The organism is Methylobacterium sp. A54F (genome assembly GCF_053346035.1).
Genome location: NZ_JBKFBF010000001.1, coordinates 365,701 through 380,519, shown reverse-complemented (window position 1 = coordinate 380,519; position 14,819 = coordinate 365,701). Strand labels below are relative to the sequence as shown.

The following is a 14,819-nucleotide window of genomic DNA, read 5'->3' as shown; positions in this document are numbered from 1 at the left end:
CTTCAGTTGCGTGTGGCGCCCGCGGGCACCGATCTCTCGACGGTTCGCGGCTGGTGCGCCGCGGCCCGAATTCCTAGAAGCTCTCCCGGATCCAGCGACCGACCCGCGAGAAGTACCCGTCCGTTCCGGTGCCCGCGAAGGCGCCGTGCCCGCGCGGCTCGAAGTGCTCCGCGTGGGCCACCTGGGGGTAGACCAGCAGGCCGACCGCGGCCGAGAAGGCCGGTCCCTTGGCGGCCTCCGGCAGGCCGCGGATGCCGAGCGGGCGGCCGATCCGCACCTGCCCCTGCATCACCCGGCGCGTCACCTCGGGCAGGCCGACGAGCTGGCTGGCCCCGCCCGTCAGCACCACCCGGCGGCCGGCCTGCGCGCCGAAGCCCGCGGACCGCAGCCGGTCGCGCACCAGCTCCACCACCTCCTCGACCCGCGGGCGGATGATGCGCACGAGCTGCGAGCGCGGCACGTGCGTCGGCGCGTCCCCCTCGTCCTCCCCGACGCCGTGGACGGCGATCATGTCCCGGTCGTCGGAGGCGGTGGCGATGGCCGAGCCGTAGAGGGTCTTGAGGCGCTCGGCCGCCGCGACCCGGGTCGAGAGCCCGCGCGCGATGTCCATGGTGACGTGGTGTCCGCCCACCGCCACCGCGTCGACGTGCACGAGGTGGCCGCCCGCGAAGACGCCGACGCTCGTGGTGCCGCCGCCCATGTCCACGACCGCGACGCCCATCTCGGCCTCGTCGTCCACGAGGGCCGAGAGGCCGGCGGCGTAGGGGGTGGCGATCACCGCCTCGACGCCGAGGTGGCAATGCTCCACCGCCAGCATCAGGTTGCGGGCGGCCGCCATCTCGCCGGTGACGACGTGGAGGTCGACGCCGAGCGCGCTGCCGATCATGCCGGACGGGTCGATCACCGCGCCCTGCCCGTCGAGGGCGTAGCCGGTCGGCAGGGCGTGGAGCACGGCGCGGCCCGGGCTGACCCCGTGGGCGCTTGCGGTCTCCAGGACGCGCTCGACGTCCGAGCCCGTGACGGTGCCGGAGCGGACGTTCACCCGCGCCTCGAAGTGCTGGGAGGCGAGGCGGCCGCCCGACAGGTTGACGATGACGGACTGCACCTCGACCTTGGCCATCCGCTCGGCAGCATGGACCGCCTGCCGGATCGCGCCCTCGGCGGCCTCGAGATCGACGATGGCGCCGCCCTTCAGGCCGAGCGAGCGCTGGTGGCCGATGCCGATGATGCGGGCGAGGTGGGTGCGGCCCTTGAGCGTCGACAGCGCCTCGGCCGGCTGCAGCTCGGCGATGAGGCAGACGACCTTGCTGGTGCCGATGTCGAGCACCGACAGCGTCGTGCTCCGGCGGGCGGAGAGCGGCTTCAGGCGCGGCGTGAGGCCGTGTTGGCTGTGCATCGAACGCTACCGGACGAAGGGGACCGAGGGGCGGGGCAGGCGTCTCGCGGGGCGGCTCATGTCGCGGTCCCCTTCTTCGTCTTCTTCTGGCTCTCGGCGCGGGCGGCGGCGGCCTCCTCGGTCAGGCGCACGACCACGCGGTCGGGCATGCGCAGGTCCACCGCGATGATGTCCTTCTCCAGGATGCGGTCGTGGCGCTCGATCGCGACGAGGCGGGCCAGGGCGGCGGCCGGGTCGTTCTCGGGCAGGCGGATGTCCACGCCGTCCAGCTTCAGCGTCCAGCGCCGGCCCGACACGTAGGTGCCGGCCCGGATGCGCTCGCCGAGGCCGCCGGCGGCGGCCACGAGGCCGAGATACTCGCCGAGCTTCAGGTTCGCGTCCTCGCCGACGACGAGGGGCAGACTGGCGTAGCGGTCGTCCCGCATGGTGTCGATCACGGTGCCGTCGGCCGCGATGACGCTGATCTCGCCGTTCTTCTGCCAGAGGGCGGCGGGCTCGCGCTCCACCTGGCTGATGACGATCTCGTTCGGGTAGAGCTTGCGCACCGAGGCCGAGGCGATCAGGGGCACCCGCAGCAGGCGCTCGCGCACGTCCGCGACGTCGAGGAATGGCACGGAGGAACGCCCGTCGATCCCGGCGGCGGCGAGCACCTCGCGCTCGTACATGCGGGAGATGCCCGAGATCGTCACCCGCTCGACGCCGAAGCCGGCGAGGCGCGCGGCGATGTCGAGGGGCCGGCCGTTCAGGGCGACGAACGTCTCGTAGCGGCCGCTCGCCACGAAGCCCGCGAGGGCGAGCGCCGCGAAGCTCGTGGCGAGGGCGGCGGTGCCGAGGCCGTTCGGCAGGCGCTCGGCGAGCGGCACGGCCGGGCGGATCCGGCGGGGTCCGCCGCGACGGAGGAAGCGCGGCAGCCGGGTCGCGAGCCGCGCGAGGCTGCCCTCGCCGCCGGGATGACCGGCGGGGCCTAGCGACCCAGAGTTGCGTCCTCCACCATCCATCGGACGAGCTCACCGAAACCCAGGCCCGCGTGGGCCGCCATCTCCGGCACAAGGCTCGTCTGGGTCATGCCGGGTTGCGTGTTGACCTCGAGGACGACGAGCGCACCGGTTCCCCCCGGTGTGTCGTCGTAGCGAAGGTCGGCACGGCTGACGCCCCGGCAGCCCAGTGCTTGATGCGCCGTTAACGACAACTCTTGGACACGCTGGTAAACATTTGGTTTAAGATCGGCCGGGAGGACGTGTATCGACCCCCCCGGCGCGTACTTGGCGTCGTAGTCGTACCAGCCCCCGCTCGCGGCCTTGATCTCGATCACCCCGAGCGCCCGGTCGCCCAGCACCGCGCAGGTCAGCTCGCGGCCTGCAACGTACGGCTCCGCAAGGACTTCTTCCCCGAAGGCCCAGTCGTCGGAGGCGAGGATCTGGGGCGGGTGCGAGCGCCCGTCGCGCACGATGATGACGCCCATCGAGGATCCCTCGGCGATCGGTTTCAGGACGTAGGGCGGGGTTAACGGGTGTGACCGCGCCGCATCAGCACGGTTAACGACGCGGCCCTCCGGCACCGGCACGCCGGCCGCCGCCATCACGGTCTTGGCCCGCACCTTGTGCATGGCGAGCGCCGAGGCCAGCACGCCCGAATGGGTGTAGGGGATCCTCAGGATCTCCAGGAGCCCCTGAATGGTGCCGTCCTCGCCGGCGGGCCCGTGCAGGGCGTTCAGGGCGACGTCGGGACGGAGCTCGGTGAGCACGGCCGCGACGTCGGGCCCGACATCGACCCGGGTGACCCGGAACCCCTCCCCTTCGAGGGCGGCCGCGCAGGCGGCGCCCGAGTTGAGGGACACCTCCCGCTCGGAGGACCACCCGCCCATCAGGACGGCGACGTGCTTGGACATGGGGGACTCCGGTCGGGCGGCGTGGATATGGGCGGCTTCAGAGTACGGCGTCGTCCCGGTCGATCGGACCGACCCCCTCACCGAGGGCGACGAGCGGGTCTCCGTCGGCCGGTGCGTCGGCGGGGTCCGGCGCGGCGGTCGTGCGCAGGGGCGTCGTCACGCTCACGCGTCGACGTACTCCGCGAGGCTCGACGGCTCCGGAACCGCCTCGCCGTCGGCGCGCAGTCCCTCGATGTGGAAGCGGATCGCCTCGCGGATCTCGCGCTCCACTGCCTCGACGCTGTCGGCAGTCGCGATGCAGCCCGGAAGGTCTGGAACGTAGGCCGAGACGTTGCCGCCGGCCCGCTCGATCACGATGGCGTAGCGCATGGATCCGATCACCCCTTCAATCCGGCCTGCTTCAGGATGCTCCCGAGCGTGCCGGGCGCAACCTCGTCGGAGGGCGAGCCCGCGACCGTGACGCGTCCTCGCTTGTCCGGATGCTTGTACTGCCTGTGGCTGCCCCGCGTCGCGACGAGCGACCAGCCGTCCGCCTCGATCAGCCGGATGACGTCACGGACCTTCATGACCGCCGACGCCGATCCGCTTGATCTCCCAGCGCAGCGCGACGCCCGACTGCTCCTGCACCCGGCGACGCACCTCCTCGCCGAGGCCCTCGATGTCGGCCGCGGTTGCGCCGCCGCGGTTGATCAGGAAGTTGCAGTGCATCTCCGAGACCTGCGCGCCACCCCGGACGAGGCCGCGGCAGCCCGCAGCGTCGATGAGCTGCCACGCCTTGCCGCCCTGCGGGTTGGCGAAGGTCGAGCCCCCGGTGCGTTCGCGGATCGGCTGAGCCGCCTCGCGGGCGGCGGTGACCCGGTCCATCTCGGCCTCGATCGCGGCCCGGTCGCCGGGGCGGCCCCGGAAGAGGGCGCTCGTGAGGATCAGGTCCTCGGGCACGGCAGTGTGGCGATAGGAGAAGCCCATCTCGGCGTGGCCGAAGTGGCGCAGGCGCCCGGCCCGGTCGACACCGCGGGCTTCAACGAGCACGTCGGTGGTCTCGCCACCATGCGCGCCCGCGTTCATGCGCAGCGCCCCCCCGACCGAGCCCGGGATCCCGCGGAAGAAAGCCAGCCCGTCGAGCCCGGCCTCGGCCGCGGCCTTGGCGAGGCGCACGTCCGGCACCGCGGCTCCGACCCGGAGGGCGTCGCCGTCGACCGCGACCTCGCCGAAGGCGCGGCCGCCAAGGCGCACCACCACGCCCGGCACCCCGCCGTCGCGCACGATCAGGTTCGAGCCGAGGCCGATCACGGTCACCGGCACGGCCGGATCGAGGGCTCCGAGGAGGAGCGCGAGGTCCTCCTCGTCCGCAGGCGTGAACAGTACCTGCGCGGGGCCTCCGACCCGGAACCAGGTCAGGTCGGCAAGCGACGGGTTGGCGAGGAGGCGCCCCCGAAGACCCGGCGCAGAGGCGCGGATCGCGGGGATGAGATCGGGGTAGGTCATGCTACGCTTCCATCCCGGTGCATCGGTCCGAGCAGGCCGGTCGGAGAAGGGAGGCACCGACGGGCCGGCCCCTGGCCTTCACGCGCGGCGGCGCGGGTGCTCGCCCGGATGCCGTAGGGCACCGAGGCGCTGGCGCGGGACTGCGCGGTCGAGGCGGCGGACTTGGCGGTGATGGAAGAGAGTGGGCGCACCGGCGATCCTAACCCTCTACGCGCGGCTGGCGCGGACCCTCGACGTCGACGTCGAGGACATCCGCCCGGAGGCCGCCTGAGACCCGTGCATCCCTACCCCTTCCGCGCCGCGAGCTCGCCCGGCAGGGCGTAGGCCCACTGGGTGATGTTGCCGGCGCCGAGGCAGACCACGTAGTCGCCGGGCCGGGCGAGGCCGGCGATCAGCCCGGCCAGGTCCTCGGGACGCTCGAGCGCCTGCGCGTCCCGGTGCCCGCGGGACTTCAGGCCGGAGACGAGGCCGTCGCGGTCAATGCCCTCGATCGGTGCCTCGCCCGCTGCGTAGACGGGGGCGACGATCACCGTGTCGGCGTCGTTGAAGCAGGTGCAGAAATCGTCGAACAGCGACTGCAGGCGGGTGTAGCGGTGGGGCTGCACCACCGCGATCACGCCCCCCTCGGTCGAGGCGCGGGCGGCCCGCAGCACCGCCTTGATCTCCACCGGATGGTGCCCGTAATCGTCGAAGATCTGGGCGCCGTTCCACTCGCCGGTGCGGGTGAAGCGGCGCTTGACGCCGCCGAAGCCGCCGAGCGCCCGCCGGATCGCCTCGGGCGCGACGCCGAGCTCGTGGGCGACGGCCAGCGCCGCGGTGGCGTTGAGGGCGTTGTGCTTGCCCGGCATCGGCAGGACGAGGTCCTCCATCTCCAGCCGGAAGCCGGGACGGCGGTCGCGGATCATCACCCGGAAGCGGCTCTGGCCGCCGCGCAGGTCCACGTCGAGGAGGCGGACATCCGCCTGCGGGTTCTCGCCGTAGGTGATGATGCGCCGGTCCTCGATGTGGCCGACGAGGTCCTGCACCACGGGATGGTCGATGCACATCACCGCGAAGCCGTAGAACGGGATGTTGTCGATGAAGCGCCGGAAGGCGTCCTTCACGGCGTCGAACGAGCCGAAATGGTCGAGGTGCTCGGGGTCGATGTTAGTGACGATGGCGACGTCGGCGGGCAGCTTCAGGAAGGTGCCGTCGGATTCGTCGGCCTCCACCACCATCCACTCGCCCTCGCCCATGCGGGCGTTGGTGCCGTAGGCGTTGATGATGCCGCCGTTGATCACCGTGGGGTCGAGGTTGCCGGCGTCGAGGAGCGTCGCGACGAGGGAGGTCGTGGTGGTCTTGCCGTGGGTGCCGGCGATGGCCACGCAGGACTTGAAGCGCATCAGCTCGGCCAGCATCTCGGCGCGGCGCACCACGGGCAGGCGGCGCTCGCGGGCGGCGGCGAGCTCGGGGTTGTCCCGCTGGATCGCCGTGGAGACCACGACCAGCGCGGCCTCCTCGACGTTCTCGGCCGCGTGTCCGACGAAGGTGCGCAGGCCCTTCTCGCTGAGCCGGCGGACGTTGGCGTTGTCGTTCGCGTCCGACCCCTGCACCGTGTAGCCGAGGTTGTGCATCACCTCGGCAATGCCGGACATGCCGATGCCGCCGATGCCGATGAAATGGATGGGTCCGAGCTTGTCGGGCAGCTTCATGGGTCGAGCCGTTCCGTCGCGGGATCGCGCGGGGCGCGATCCCTGGAAATCAGGTGCGGGCCGCCGTCTCGGCGACCACGGTGGCGAGCCGCTCGGCGGCGTCGTGGATGCCCGCGCTTTTGGCGGCCCCGGCCGCCGCGGTCAATTTTGCGGGATTCTCGAAGAGGTCGAGGAGCTCCGCCGCGAGGCGGTCGGGCGTGAAGGCGGTCTGCGGGATCGCGAGCGCCGCGCCGATGGCCGCCAGCGTCGCGGCGTTGGCGGCCTGGTCCTGGTCGAGGGCGCCAGGGAGCGGCACCAGCACCGACGGGCGGCCGATGGCGGCGAGCTCCGAGACCGTCGAGGCGCCGGAGCGGCCGACCACGAGGTGGGCCGCCGCCATCTTGCCCGGCAGGTCCTTGAAGAAGGGCGCCGCCTCGATGCCGGCGAGGCCGAGGCTCAGGTATTCGTTCTGCACCGCAGTCAGGTCCTCGGGCCGGGCCTGCTGCACGAGGTGGAGGCGCGCCCGCAGGTCGTCGGGAAGCTGCGCGATGGCGCGGGGCACCACCTCGCCCATCACCCGGGCGCCCTGGCTACCGCCGAAGACGAGCATGCGGATGGGGCCCTCGGACCCGAGGGCCGGATAGGGGGTCCGCGCGGCCTCGATCACCGCGGGGCGCAGCGGGTTGCCGGTGTGGATGCGCGGGGCCGTCGCCCGCGGGGGCACGCCGCGGACGTCGCGGAAGCCCGTGGCGATGGTGCGCGCGCCCCGCGCCAGGAAGGCGTTGGCCCGCCCCATCACCGCGTTCTGCTCGTGCAGCACGGTCGGCACCCGCAGCATCTGCGCGGCGAGCACCGGCGGTACGGTGGGGTAGCCGCCGAAGCCCACCACCGCCGCGGGGTCGATCCGCCGGATCGCGCTGGCGGCGACGCCGAAGCCGCGCCCCAGGGTGACGACCGCGGAGGCGCGCCGCAGCGCCGAGCGGCCGGACGGCGTGGCGGAGGGGATCGTGACGATCTCGGCGGCAGGAAACTCGGCGGCGATGGAATCCACCCGCGCATCCGTCGCGAGCACGACTCGGATGCCGCGGGCGCGCAGCGCGTGGGCGAGGCTCTCAGCCGGGAAGAGGTGGCCGCCGGTGCCGCCCGCGCAGAGCAGGATCGTCGGGGTGCGCACCGTCACCGCATCACCCCCGCGACGGTGGCGGGCGCGGTGCCGGGGGGCTTCTGGCTGAGCTGCGTCACCCGCGGGCGCTTGCGGGTCAGCGCGATGAGGAAGCCCATGCCGAGGGCCAGCGAGATCAGGGACGAGCCGCCGTAGGAGACGAAGGGCAGCGTCATGCCCTTGGCGGGCATCAGCTGGGTGTTCACCGCCATGTTGATGCAGGCCTGCAGCCCGAACAGGGTGGTGAGCCCGGTGATGGCGAGCCGCGAGAAGGTGTCGTCGGTGCGCCGCGCCAGCTTGAGGCCGCGCATCACGATGTAGACGAACAGGGCCACGAGGCCGAGGCAGACGATCACGCCGAACTCCTCGCCGGTGACCGAGAAGATGAAGTCGGTATGTGCGTCGGGCAGGTGGCGCTTGGCCACCCCCTCGCCCGGACCGGTGCCGAACCAGCTGCCCGAGCGGAAGGATTGCTGCGACCAGAACACCTGGAAGCTGTCGCCCGAATCCTTGTCGAGGAAGCGGGTGATGCGCTCGCGGACGTGGTGGAAGAACGTGTAGGCGGCAAACACCCCGCACATTCCGAGCACGCCGAGCGCCGCGACCCAGATGAGGTGGAGCCCGGCGACGAAGAAAAGCGTCGACCAGACGAGGGTGATCAGCATCGTCTGCCCGAAATCGGGCTGCAGCAGCAGCGGCACGAGCGTGATGGGAAGGAGCAGGATCGCCAGGAAGCCGCCGGGCATGTCGCGCCGCTGCGCGCCCTCCGAGAAGGCCCAGGCGGCGACCACGACGAAGGAGGGCTTCACGAACTCCGAGGGCTGCAGGCCCACGGAGCCGAACTGGATCCAGCGGTGGGCGCCCTTGATCTCCGGGCCGAACTTGCTCGCCACGAGGCAGAGCACCACCCCGACGATCCAGGTGCCGAGGGCGAGGCGCCGGATGTGGCGCAGCGACAGGAAGGAGACCGCGACGATGAGCAGGATCGTGGGCGCGAGGTAAAGCGCCTGGCGGTTCAGGAAGTAGAACGTCGGCAGGCCGATCCGCTCCGCGACCGGCGGGCCGCCGCCCATGAGGAACACGAGGCCCGCCACCATCAGGGCCCCGAGGGCCGCCAGCAGGCCCCGGTCCACGGTCCACCACCAGTCCGTGAGGGGCGTGCGTTCCGCGCGGGACATCATGGGCAGGGGCGCTCCGGGGGGTTCACGGGCCGCCCCGGGGGCGGCCCACGGCCGGGCGCGATCCTGTTCCGGAATGGTAAAGGCTTCCTTAGGGTTATCGGAGGGTTGCGTGCCCGCGGCGCCTCAGTCGCACCAGCGCGGCTGCCGCTTCTCCAGGAAGGCGTCGATGCCTTCCCGGGCGTCCGGCATCGCCATGTTCTCCACCATCACGCGGGCCGCGTAGGTGTAGGCCTCGGCGAGGTCGAGCTCCGCCTGGCGCCCGAACGCCGCCTTGCCGAGGCTCAGCACGCGGGGCGCCTTCGCGGCGATGCGCGCGGCCATGGCGCGGGCGGCCGCGTCGAGTTCCGCCGCCGGGACCACGCGGTTGACGAGGCCGATGCGGTGCGCCTCGGCCGCGTCGACGGGCTCGCCGAGCAGCAGCATCTCCATCGCGGCCTTGCGCGGGACGGCCCGCGAGAGGGCGACCATCGGGGTCGAGCAGAACAGGCCGATCTGCACGCCCGGCGTCGCGAAGCGGGCCTCCTCGGTGGCCACAGCGAGGTCGCAGGTGGCCACGAGCTGGCAGCCGGCCGCCGTGGCGATGCCGTGCACCGCCGCGATCACGGCCTGCGGCAGGCGCGCGATCGTCAGCATCAGGCGCGCGCAGGTCTCGAACAGGACCTGCGCGAAGGCGGGGTCGGGATGCGCGCGCATCTCCTTCAGGTCGTGGCCGGCGCAGAAGGCGGGTCCGGCGCCGCGCAGGATCACCACCCGCACCGCGCGGTCCGCCGCGATGGCGTCGAGCCTCTCCTGCAGGGCGTCCATCAGCGCCAGCGAGAGAGCGTTCCGTTGCGGGCCGCGGTTGAGGGTCAGCGTGGCGATGCCGTCCCGGTCCTCGCGCAGGAGGAGCGGTGGGCTGGCCTGCGGCTGCGGAAGGGTGGCGTGCATGGCGGGCTCCGGACCGGGGGCGTGGGGCCGGGGATCGGCCCGTCCTGTCGCGCGCCCTCGCCGCCGAGCCGGCATCCGCTTCGGGGGAAGCGCGCCCCGACGTTCGTAGGCCCTGCGCCGCCGGATCGCCAGATGGGCGCCGCCCCGGCGCCGGATCCCCAGCTTCGCGGCGCGCCGGTGCCCGAGGGGCCTGACTTGCGGAGGCAACCGAGGCATGCTGGCCCGCCCGCGGGTCCGTCCGGGGCCGAACCGGAACCTCGCGATGCCGCCCTGGGTCCCCGCATGGCTGATCCGGCGGGAGACGCTCCTCCTGGCCACGGCTCTCCTCCTGGGCATCGGGGCCGCCGTCGCCTTCTACCTCCTTCAGGCGACGACGCTGACCATCGCGGTCGCCCCGCGCGACGGCACCGAGCCCGAGCTGATCCGAGCCTACGCCGATGCCCTCGCGCAGCGTCGCGAAGGTATCCGCCTGCGGGTCCGGCTGTTCGACGACGTGCGGGAGAGCGCCGAGGCGCTGCGCGACGGCTAGGCCGACCTCGCGGTGGTGCGGCCCGACGTGTCGCTGCCCGGCAACGGCCTCACCCTCGCGATCCTGCGCGACCAGGCCATGCTGATCGCCTCGCCGGCCTCCTTCAACATCCGCAGCTTCCCCGAGCTCGCCCGCAAGCGCCTCGGCATCGCCGCCCACCGGGAGGCCGACACCTGGCTCCTGCGCACCCTGCTCGGCTATTACGGCCTGACCCTCCTGACGGAGCCGGCCGATGGAACGCCCCCGCCTGGCGCCGTACGCCTCGTGCCCGTGGCGGAGGACGGGGTCGCGGCCGCGTTCGCCGAGAAGCGGATCGACGCCGTCGTGGCGATCATTGCTCCCTCCGCTCCGAAGGCGCTCGCCCTCGTGGCCGCCGTGCAGTCCGCGAGCCGGGACGGCAAGGTCGGCTTCGTGGAGGCGGAGGACGATGGCGCGATCATCGAGCGCTTTCCGCGGCTGCAGGCCGTGACCGTGCCGGCGGGCCTGTTCGGCGGCCGTCCCAAGGTGCCGGCCGAGGACATCAAGACGGTCGGCGCCTCCTACCGGCTGATGGCCACGGCCGGCCTCAGCCGGACGGTGGCGGCGGACGTGACGCAGCACCTGTTCGAGCTGCGCACGGCCTTCCAGGAGACCACGCCGGCCGCCGACTACATGAAGGCGCCCGACTACGAGACGACGGTGGCGGCGACCTCGGCCCGGCTCCCGAACCATCCGGGCGCGATCGACTACTACGAGCGCGAGCAGCGCGGGCTGGTGGAGCGCTACGGCGACCTCGTCTACCTCCTCGCCTTCCTGGCAGGCGGCCTCGGCTCGGCGCTGGCCTGGCTGCGCCAGCGCCTCGCGCGCCTGCGCCGCGAGCGCAGCGACGTGGTGCTCGACCGGCTCCTGGAGATCGTCGGGCAGGCGCGCGAGGCCCGGGATCCGGGCGCGCTCGCGGCCTTCAGCGCGGAGATCGACGCGCTCGCCGCCGAGTTCGTGCACGACACCCGCATGCGCGAGGTGGACGCCCGCACCCTGAACGCCGTGACGCTGGCCATCGACGCGGCCCGCTCGACCGTGGCCGAAAGCCGCCTCGTCCCGGCCCGCAAGCCGGTCCCGGCGGTCGTCGGATTCGAGTAGGGCCGCCTTCTCAGGCACCGCGCGGGCTTGCCGATGCAGGCCCCGCTCTGACCAAGCGGATCCTGTGTCAGGCCGCCGCGGGGGTCTCTTCCGCGGTGCCCGCCGCGAGGATCGCGGCGAGGTCCGCCCCGATCCGCGCGCGGGCGGCCCGCGCCGCCGGAATCAGCCCGACGAGGCCGTAGAAGTCGTGGATCATGCCGGCGTGGCAGGTGTGGCGCACGGGCACCCCGGCCTCCGCCAGCCGGGCCGCGTAGGCGGTGCCGTCGTCGCGCACGATGTCGTACTCGGCGGTGTGGATCAGGGCCGGCGGCAGGCCGGCGAGGTCCGCGGCCCTGAGCGGCGACAGGCGTGGATCCTCCCGCTCGGCCGGCCCGATGCCGAGGCTGTCCGCGTCGCGCCGGATCGTCTCCGCATCGAGGAGGTAGCCGCTGGCGAACGCCGCGCGCGAGGGGCCGGCGCCCTCCGCATCGAGGACCGGGCAGAGCAGGACCTGAAAGGCCAGGGTCGGACCCTTCCCGTGAGCCGACACCCGCGCCGCATGGGCGGCGATGGCCGCGCCCGCGGAATCGCCGCCGACCCCGAGGCGCCCGGGATCGATGCCGAGGCGGCCCGCCTGCGCGGCGGCCCAGGCGACCGCCGCCGCCCCGTCCTCGAAGGCCGCCGGAAACGGATGCTCGGGCGCGAGCCGGTAATCGACCGCGAGGAGGCGGCAGCCCGCGGACGCGACGAGCCCGCGGCAGAGCCCGTCATGCGTGTCGAGGCCGCCCGCGACGAAGCCGCCGCCATGGAAGTAGACGAGGCCCGGCCCGGGGCCTGCCGCGCCCTCCGGCGCGTAGAGCCGCGCCGGCAGGGGGCCGCCCGGCCCCGGCAGGACGAGGTCCTCAGCGGAGACGCCCGCGGCCAGCGGGCCGCCCGCCAGCCGCGCGAGGTCGCGCAACGCCGCCCGCCGCCCGGCGACCGTCGGCGCGGGCGGCCCGCCGAGGGCGAGCATGGCGAGGAAGCGCTGCGCGTGCGGATCGAGGGGCATGTCGCTCTCGGGTGTCCTGCGGCGGCCGCCAGGTCCGTCCCCTCCATGCGGGAGGGGACGCGGCGCGGATCAGAGCCGCAGGGCCGCACGCACGCCGGCGGGCCAGGCCGCGACGTCGGTGCCGTGGGTGGCGAAGAGGGCGACCGCGAGGCGGTCCATGCCGAAGGCGACGCAGCCCGTATGGGCCGGCTCGCCGTCCGCGTGGCGCAGGTCCCAGGTCGTCCCGAAATGCTCTCGGTGGTAGTTGAAGCTCATGCAGGCGGTGGGGGCGGCCGCGCCGCGCAGCGGCACCAGCAACTCGAACTTGAGGGACTGCTCGAGCTGGCTGAAGGCCATGATCTGGCCGACCCGCCCGAAGAACGGATCGCTCGCCGTCTCGACCGTGTAGGACAGGCCGAGTTCGTCCGCGATGGCCGTGGCGCGGGGAATCCAGCGTTCCCGGAAAGCGCGGACCTCCTCCGGCGTGCCGATGCAGACGTATTCCCGCATGCGGAAGGATTGCAGCCGGTCGAGGTTGCGCGAGGGCTCCCGGCGGAAGCAGTCGCAGGCGACGTCGAAGCGGTAGCCGCCGGACGGCACGGGGCCGCGGGCGGCGGCGATCGGGTAGACCGGGTAGCAGGCGGCCGGGGTCAGCACGAGGTCGGCGGTCTCGAGGCCCGTGGTCCAATCCCCCCCCGCCGCGTGCCGGTCGGCAGAGGCACGGATCTCGGCCTCGCTGCCCTCCAGGCAGGAGACGCAGCCGAGGAGGTTCGGGAAGCTCTTGAGGTAGCCGTGGCGCTCGAGGTGCGCGCGGCTCATCACGGGCGGGAAGCGGAACACCTCGGTCCCCGCCTCGCGCTTCGACGAGATGAGGGCGGCCAGCGCCTCCACCACCGACTCGTAGGTGCCGGTGCGACCGTAGACGCCGAGCGCGTTCATGGGCCGGAACAGGTCGTCGAAGAGGCGGTCCAGGGGATCGGCGGCCGGGGGCGAGGCCGGCACGTTCATGACCTTCATGTTCACGGGGCGGATCCTTCGGTTCGGGCGCGATCAGGCGCGGAGCGTCGCGGCGACGGGGGCCATCATGGTGGCGGTGGCGAGGTTCTGGAGGATGCGGTCGTTGTGGATCATGATCGGGGCGGAGAGGATGTCGCGCAGGTGCCGGCCGACCGAGAAGGCGCCGTCCTGCCGGTAGCCCGAGAGGCCGTTGGCCCGCAGGGCGCTCGACACCGCGGCGACCGCGAGGTCGGAGACCTCGACCTTGAGGAGGGTCAGCGCGGTCTGGGCGTCGAGGGCATCGAGATCGGCCGGGTCCGTCGCGGCCTCGTAGCGGTCGAGGGCCGCCGCGATCAGCGCCCGGGCCTGCTTCAGGCTCGACACGGCGCGGGCGTAGTGCAGGGCCCCCGGCGGCGTCTGCCCGCCGGCCCCGCGGGCGGCGGTGCGGGTGAAGGCCTGTGCCTTCTCCACCGCCGCGGCCGCGATCCCGGCCCAGGCGCTCGACCACAGGATGTGCGAGACCGGCGTCATGGTGCGGCCGTGGATCTCGCCGTAGCGGGCGGCCAGCACCTGCTCGGCCCGCCCGCGGGCGAGGAGGCGGAAACCGCTGCTGCAGGTCCCGCGCATGCCGAGGGTCTCCCAGCCGCTCAAGCGCTCCAGCGTGTAGTCCTCGCGCAGGAACACGCAGAGCACCTGGTCGGAGGCGGCGGCCTCGGGAGAGCGGCGGGCGATCGTGACGACGCCGTCGGCCTCGGCCCCATAGGAGATCACGGTCGCGGCCCGCTCCAGCGTCACGAACGCCCCGTCCGGCTCGATCGCGGCGGACGAGGCGCGGACGTTGCCGCCCCCCTGCCCCTCGGTGGTCGAGGAGGCCATCAGGAGCTGCTCGCCGGCGATCCGGCGCAGCACCCCCTCAATGGCGGGCGCGCCGCCGCCGTGGCGCACGAGGCAGGCGACCTTGGTCTGATGCATCGCGAAGATCATCGCCGTGGAGGCGCAGGCACGGCCCAGCGCATAGGCGACCTCGGCCAGCGCCGAGAGCGAGGCGCCCTCGCCCCCGAGCGGGATCGGCACGCCGGCGCCGAGCAGGCGCTGCGTGCGCAGGGCGTCCAGCGCCTCGGCGGGAAAGCGCGCCTCGCGGTCCACCGCCTCGGCGTGGAGCGCGGCGACGGAGGCGACCGCGGCGGCGCGGGCCGCCAGGCCCTGGCCGAGGTCGAACGCGGCCGTTACTCCGGGATTGTGCTGCATCGTCATGGATGTTCCCCGCAAGCCCGTTGTCGTCATCACTCCAAGCGCGATGATCATGCAGGACTTCGCTTGGTGATTAGTCTTCCGGACCTAAAAGCGCGTTACTTCGACGAGTCGCAAGGGGATCGGTGGTCTTGGGCCCGCATTAACGAGGTTCATCGTTAAATTTTAGCGGTTCTTGATCGCAAAGCCGCGCGGTAATAATCATCGAC

General features: G+C 73.2%; 16 protein-coding genes. 2 read left to right on the top strand and 14 right to left on the bottom strand.

Going from position 1 to position 14,819, the window contains the following annotated elements; translation table 11 throughout:
* Positions 1-73: 73 nt before the first annotated feature.
* From ftsA to ACLBXP_RS01820, 11 genes are all read right to left on the bottom strand, one after another.
* Positions 74-1,396: a cell division protein FtsA gene (gene ftsA, locus ACLBXP_RS01870; RefSeq protein WP_447665819.1), complete on the bottom strand. Its 1,323-nt coding sequence runs from the start codon at positions 1,394-1,396 to the stop codon at positions 74-76.
* Between the two features lie 56 nt (positions 1,397-1,452).
* Positions 1,453-2,394 (bottom strand): cell division protein FtsQ/DivIB, encoded by a 942-nt coding sequence (locus tag ACLBXP_RS01865; protein ID WP_447665818.1) that lies wholly within the window; start codon positions 2,392-2,394, stop codon positions 1,453-1,455.
* Complete coding sequence (locus tag ACLBXP_RS01860; protein WP_447665817.1) at positions 2,361-3,284, bottom strand: D-alanine--D-alanine ligase; 924 nt, start codon at positions 3,282-3,284, stop codon at positions 2,361-2,363. The genes ACLBXP_RS01865 and ACLBXP_RS01860 overlap by 34 nt, the downstream gene beginning before the upstream one ends.
* Before the next feature lie 37 nt (positions 3,285-3,321).
* Complete coding sequence (locus ACLBXP_RS01855) at positions 3,322-3,450, bottom strand: hypothetical protein (RefSeq protein WP_447665816.1); 129 nt, start codon at positions 3,448-3,450, stop codon at positions 3,322-3,324.
* Positions 3,447-3,653, bottom strand: a complete 207-nt coding sequence (locus ACLBXP_RS01850) for a type II toxin-antitoxin system HicB family antitoxin (protein WP_447666206.1) — start codon at positions 3,651-3,653, stop codon at positions 3,447-3,449. The genes ACLBXP_RS01855 and ACLBXP_RS01850 overlap by 4 nt, the downstream gene beginning before the upstream one ends.
* 8 nt (positions 3,654-3,661) lie before the next feature.
* Complete coding sequence (locus ACLBXP_RS01845; protein WP_447665815.1) at positions 3,662-3,850, bottom strand: type II toxin-antitoxin system HicA family toxin; 189 nt, start codon at positions 3,848-3,850, stop codon at positions 3,662-3,664.
* A complete protein-coding gene (gene murB, locus ACLBXP_RS01840) occupies positions 3,837-4,769 on the bottom strand; it encodes a UDP-N-acetylmuramate dehydrogenase (RefSeq protein ID WP_447665814.1) in 933 nt (310 codons plus the stop codon). Before murB ends, ACLBXP_RS01845 begins: the two co-directional genes overlap by 14 nt.
* A 284-nt stretch (positions 4,770-5,053) precedes the next feature.
* Complete coding sequence (gene murC, locus ACLBXP_RS01835; protein ID WP_447665813.1) at positions 5,054-6,460, bottom strand: UDP-N-acetylmuramate--L-alanine ligase; 1,407 nt, start codon at positions 6,458-6,460, stop codon at positions 5,054-5,056.
* 49 nt (positions 6,461-6,509) lie between these two features.
* The gene (murG, locus tag ACLBXP_RS01830) at positions 6,510-7,619 is read right to left on the bottom strand and encodes an undecaprenyldiphospho-muramoylpentapeptide beta-N-acetylglucosaminyltransferase (RefSeq protein WP_447665812.1); all 1,110 of its coding nucleotides are present in this window, start codon (positions 7,617-7,619) and stop codon (positions 6,510-6,512) included.
* Positions 7,616-8,782: an FtsW/RodA/SpoVE family cell cycle protein gene (locus tag ACLBXP_RS01825; RefSeq protein WP_447665811.1), complete on the bottom strand. Its 1,167-nt coding sequence runs from the start codon at positions 8,780-8,782 to the stop codon at positions 7,616-7,618. Before ACLBXP_RS01825 ends, murG begins: the two co-directional genes overlap by 4 nt.
* Before the next feature lie 123 nt (positions 8,783-8,905).
* Positions 8,906-9,709 (bottom strand): enoyl-CoA hydratase, encoded by an 804-nt coding sequence (locus ACLBXP_RS01820; RefSeq protein WP_447665810.1) that lies wholly within the window; start codon positions 9,707-9,709, stop codon positions 8,906-8,908.
* A 214-nt stretch (positions 9,710-9,923) separates the two neighbouring features.
* On the opposite strand from ACLBXP_RS01820, the gene ACLBXP_RS01815 reads away from it, so the two are divergent.
* Both ACLBXP_RS01815 and ACLBXP_RS01810 read left to right on the top strand, forming a co-directional pair.
* Positions 9,924-10,238, top strand: coding sequence for a hypothetical protein (locus ACLBXP_RS01815; RefSeq protein ID WP_447665809.1), 315 nt, complete (start codon positions 9,924-9,926; stop codon positions 10,236-10,238).
* 12 nt (positions 10,239-10,250) lie between these two features.
* Entirely contained in the window at positions 10,251-11,357 is a 1,107-nt protein-coding gene (locus tag ACLBXP_RS01810) for a TAXI family TRAP transporter solute-binding subunit (RefSeq protein WP_447665808.1), read from the top strand.
* A 67-nt stretch (positions 11,358-11,424) separates the two neighbouring features.
* On the opposite strand, the gene ACLBXP_RS01805 is transcribed toward ACLBXP_RS01810, so the two are convergent.
* From ACLBXP_RS01805 to ACLBXP_RS01795, 3 genes are all read right to left on the bottom strand, one after another.
* Positions 11,425-12,384: an alpha/beta hydrolase gene (locus ACLBXP_RS01805; RefSeq protein ID WP_447665807.1), complete on the bottom strand. Its 960-nt coding sequence runs from the start codon at positions 12,382-12,384 to the stop codon at positions 11,425-11,427.
* A gap of 69 nt (positions 12,385-12,453) precedes the next feature.
* Complete coding sequence (locus tag ACLBXP_RS01800; RefSeq protein WP_447666205.1) at positions 12,454-13,380, bottom strand: amino acid--[acyl-carrier-protein] ligase; 927 nt, start codon at positions 13,378-13,380, stop codon at positions 12,454-12,456.
* A 33-nt stretch (positions 13,381-13,413) separates the two neighbouring features.
* Positions 13,414-14,607: an acyl-CoA dehydrogenase family protein gene (locus ACLBXP_RS01795; protein ID WP_447666204.1), complete on the bottom strand. Its 1,194-nt coding sequence runs from the start codon at positions 14,605-14,607 to the stop codon at positions 13,414-13,416.
* Between the last annotated feature and the right edge of the window lie 212 nt (positions 14,608-14,819).

Excerpts from the sequence above, each read along its gene's own strand:
- ftsA (WP_447665819.1), bottom strand. The coding sequence starts at position 1,396 with ATGCACAGCCAACACGGCCTCACGCCGCGCCTGAAGCCGCTCTCCGCC.
- ACLBXP_RS01865 (WP_447665818.1), bottom strand. The coding sequence starts at position 2,394 with ATGGATGGTGGAGGACGCAACTCTGGGTCGCTAGGCCCCGCCGGTCAT.
- ACLBXP_RS01860 (WP_447665817.1), bottom strand. The coding sequence starts at position 3,284 with ATGTCCAAGCACGTCGCCGTCCTGATGGGCGGGTGGTCCTCCGAGCGG.
- ACLBXP_RS01850 (WP_447666206.1), bottom strand. The coding sequence starts at position 3,653 with ATGCGCTACGCCATCGTGATCGAGCGGGCCGGCGGCAACGTCTCGGCC.
- ACLBXP_RS01845 (WP_447665815.1), bottom strand. The coding sequence starts at position 3,850 with ATGAAGGTCCGTGACGTCATCCGGCTGATCGAGGCGGACGGCTGGTCG.
- murB (WP_447665814.1), bottom strand. The coding sequence starts at position 4,769 with ATGACCTACCCCGATCTCATCCCCGCGATCCGCGCCTCTGCGCCGGGT.
- murC (WP_447665813.1), bottom strand. The coding sequence starts at position 6,460 with ATGAAGCTGCCCGACAAGCTCGGACCCATCCATTTCATCGGCATCGGC.
- ACLBXP_RS01825 (WP_447665811.1), bottom strand. The coding sequence starts at position 8,782 with ATGATGTCCCGCGCGGAACGCACGCCCCTCACGGACTGGTGGTGGACC.
- ACLBXP_RS01820 (WP_447665810.1), bottom strand. The coding sequence starts at position 9,709 with ATGCACGCCACCCTTCCGCAGCCGCAGGCCAGCCCACCGCTCCTCCTG.
- ACLBXP_RS01815 (WP_447665809.1), top strand. The coding sequence starts at position 9,924 with ATGCTGGCCCGCCCGCGGGTCCGTCCGGGGCCGAACCGGAACCTCGCG.
- ACLBXP_RS01805 (WP_447665807.1), bottom strand. The coding sequence starts at position 12,384 with ATGCCCCTCGATCCGCACGCGCAGCGCTTCCTCGCCATGCTCGCCCTC.
- ACLBXP_RS01800 (WP_447666205.1), bottom strand. The coding sequence starts at position 13,380 with ATGAAGGTCATGAACGTGCCGGCCTCGCCCCCGGCCGCCGATCCCCTG.
- ACLBXP_RS01795 (WP_447666204.1), bottom strand. The coding sequence starts at position 14,607 with ATGCAGCACAATCCCGGAGTAACGGCCGCGTTCGACCTCGGCCAGGGC.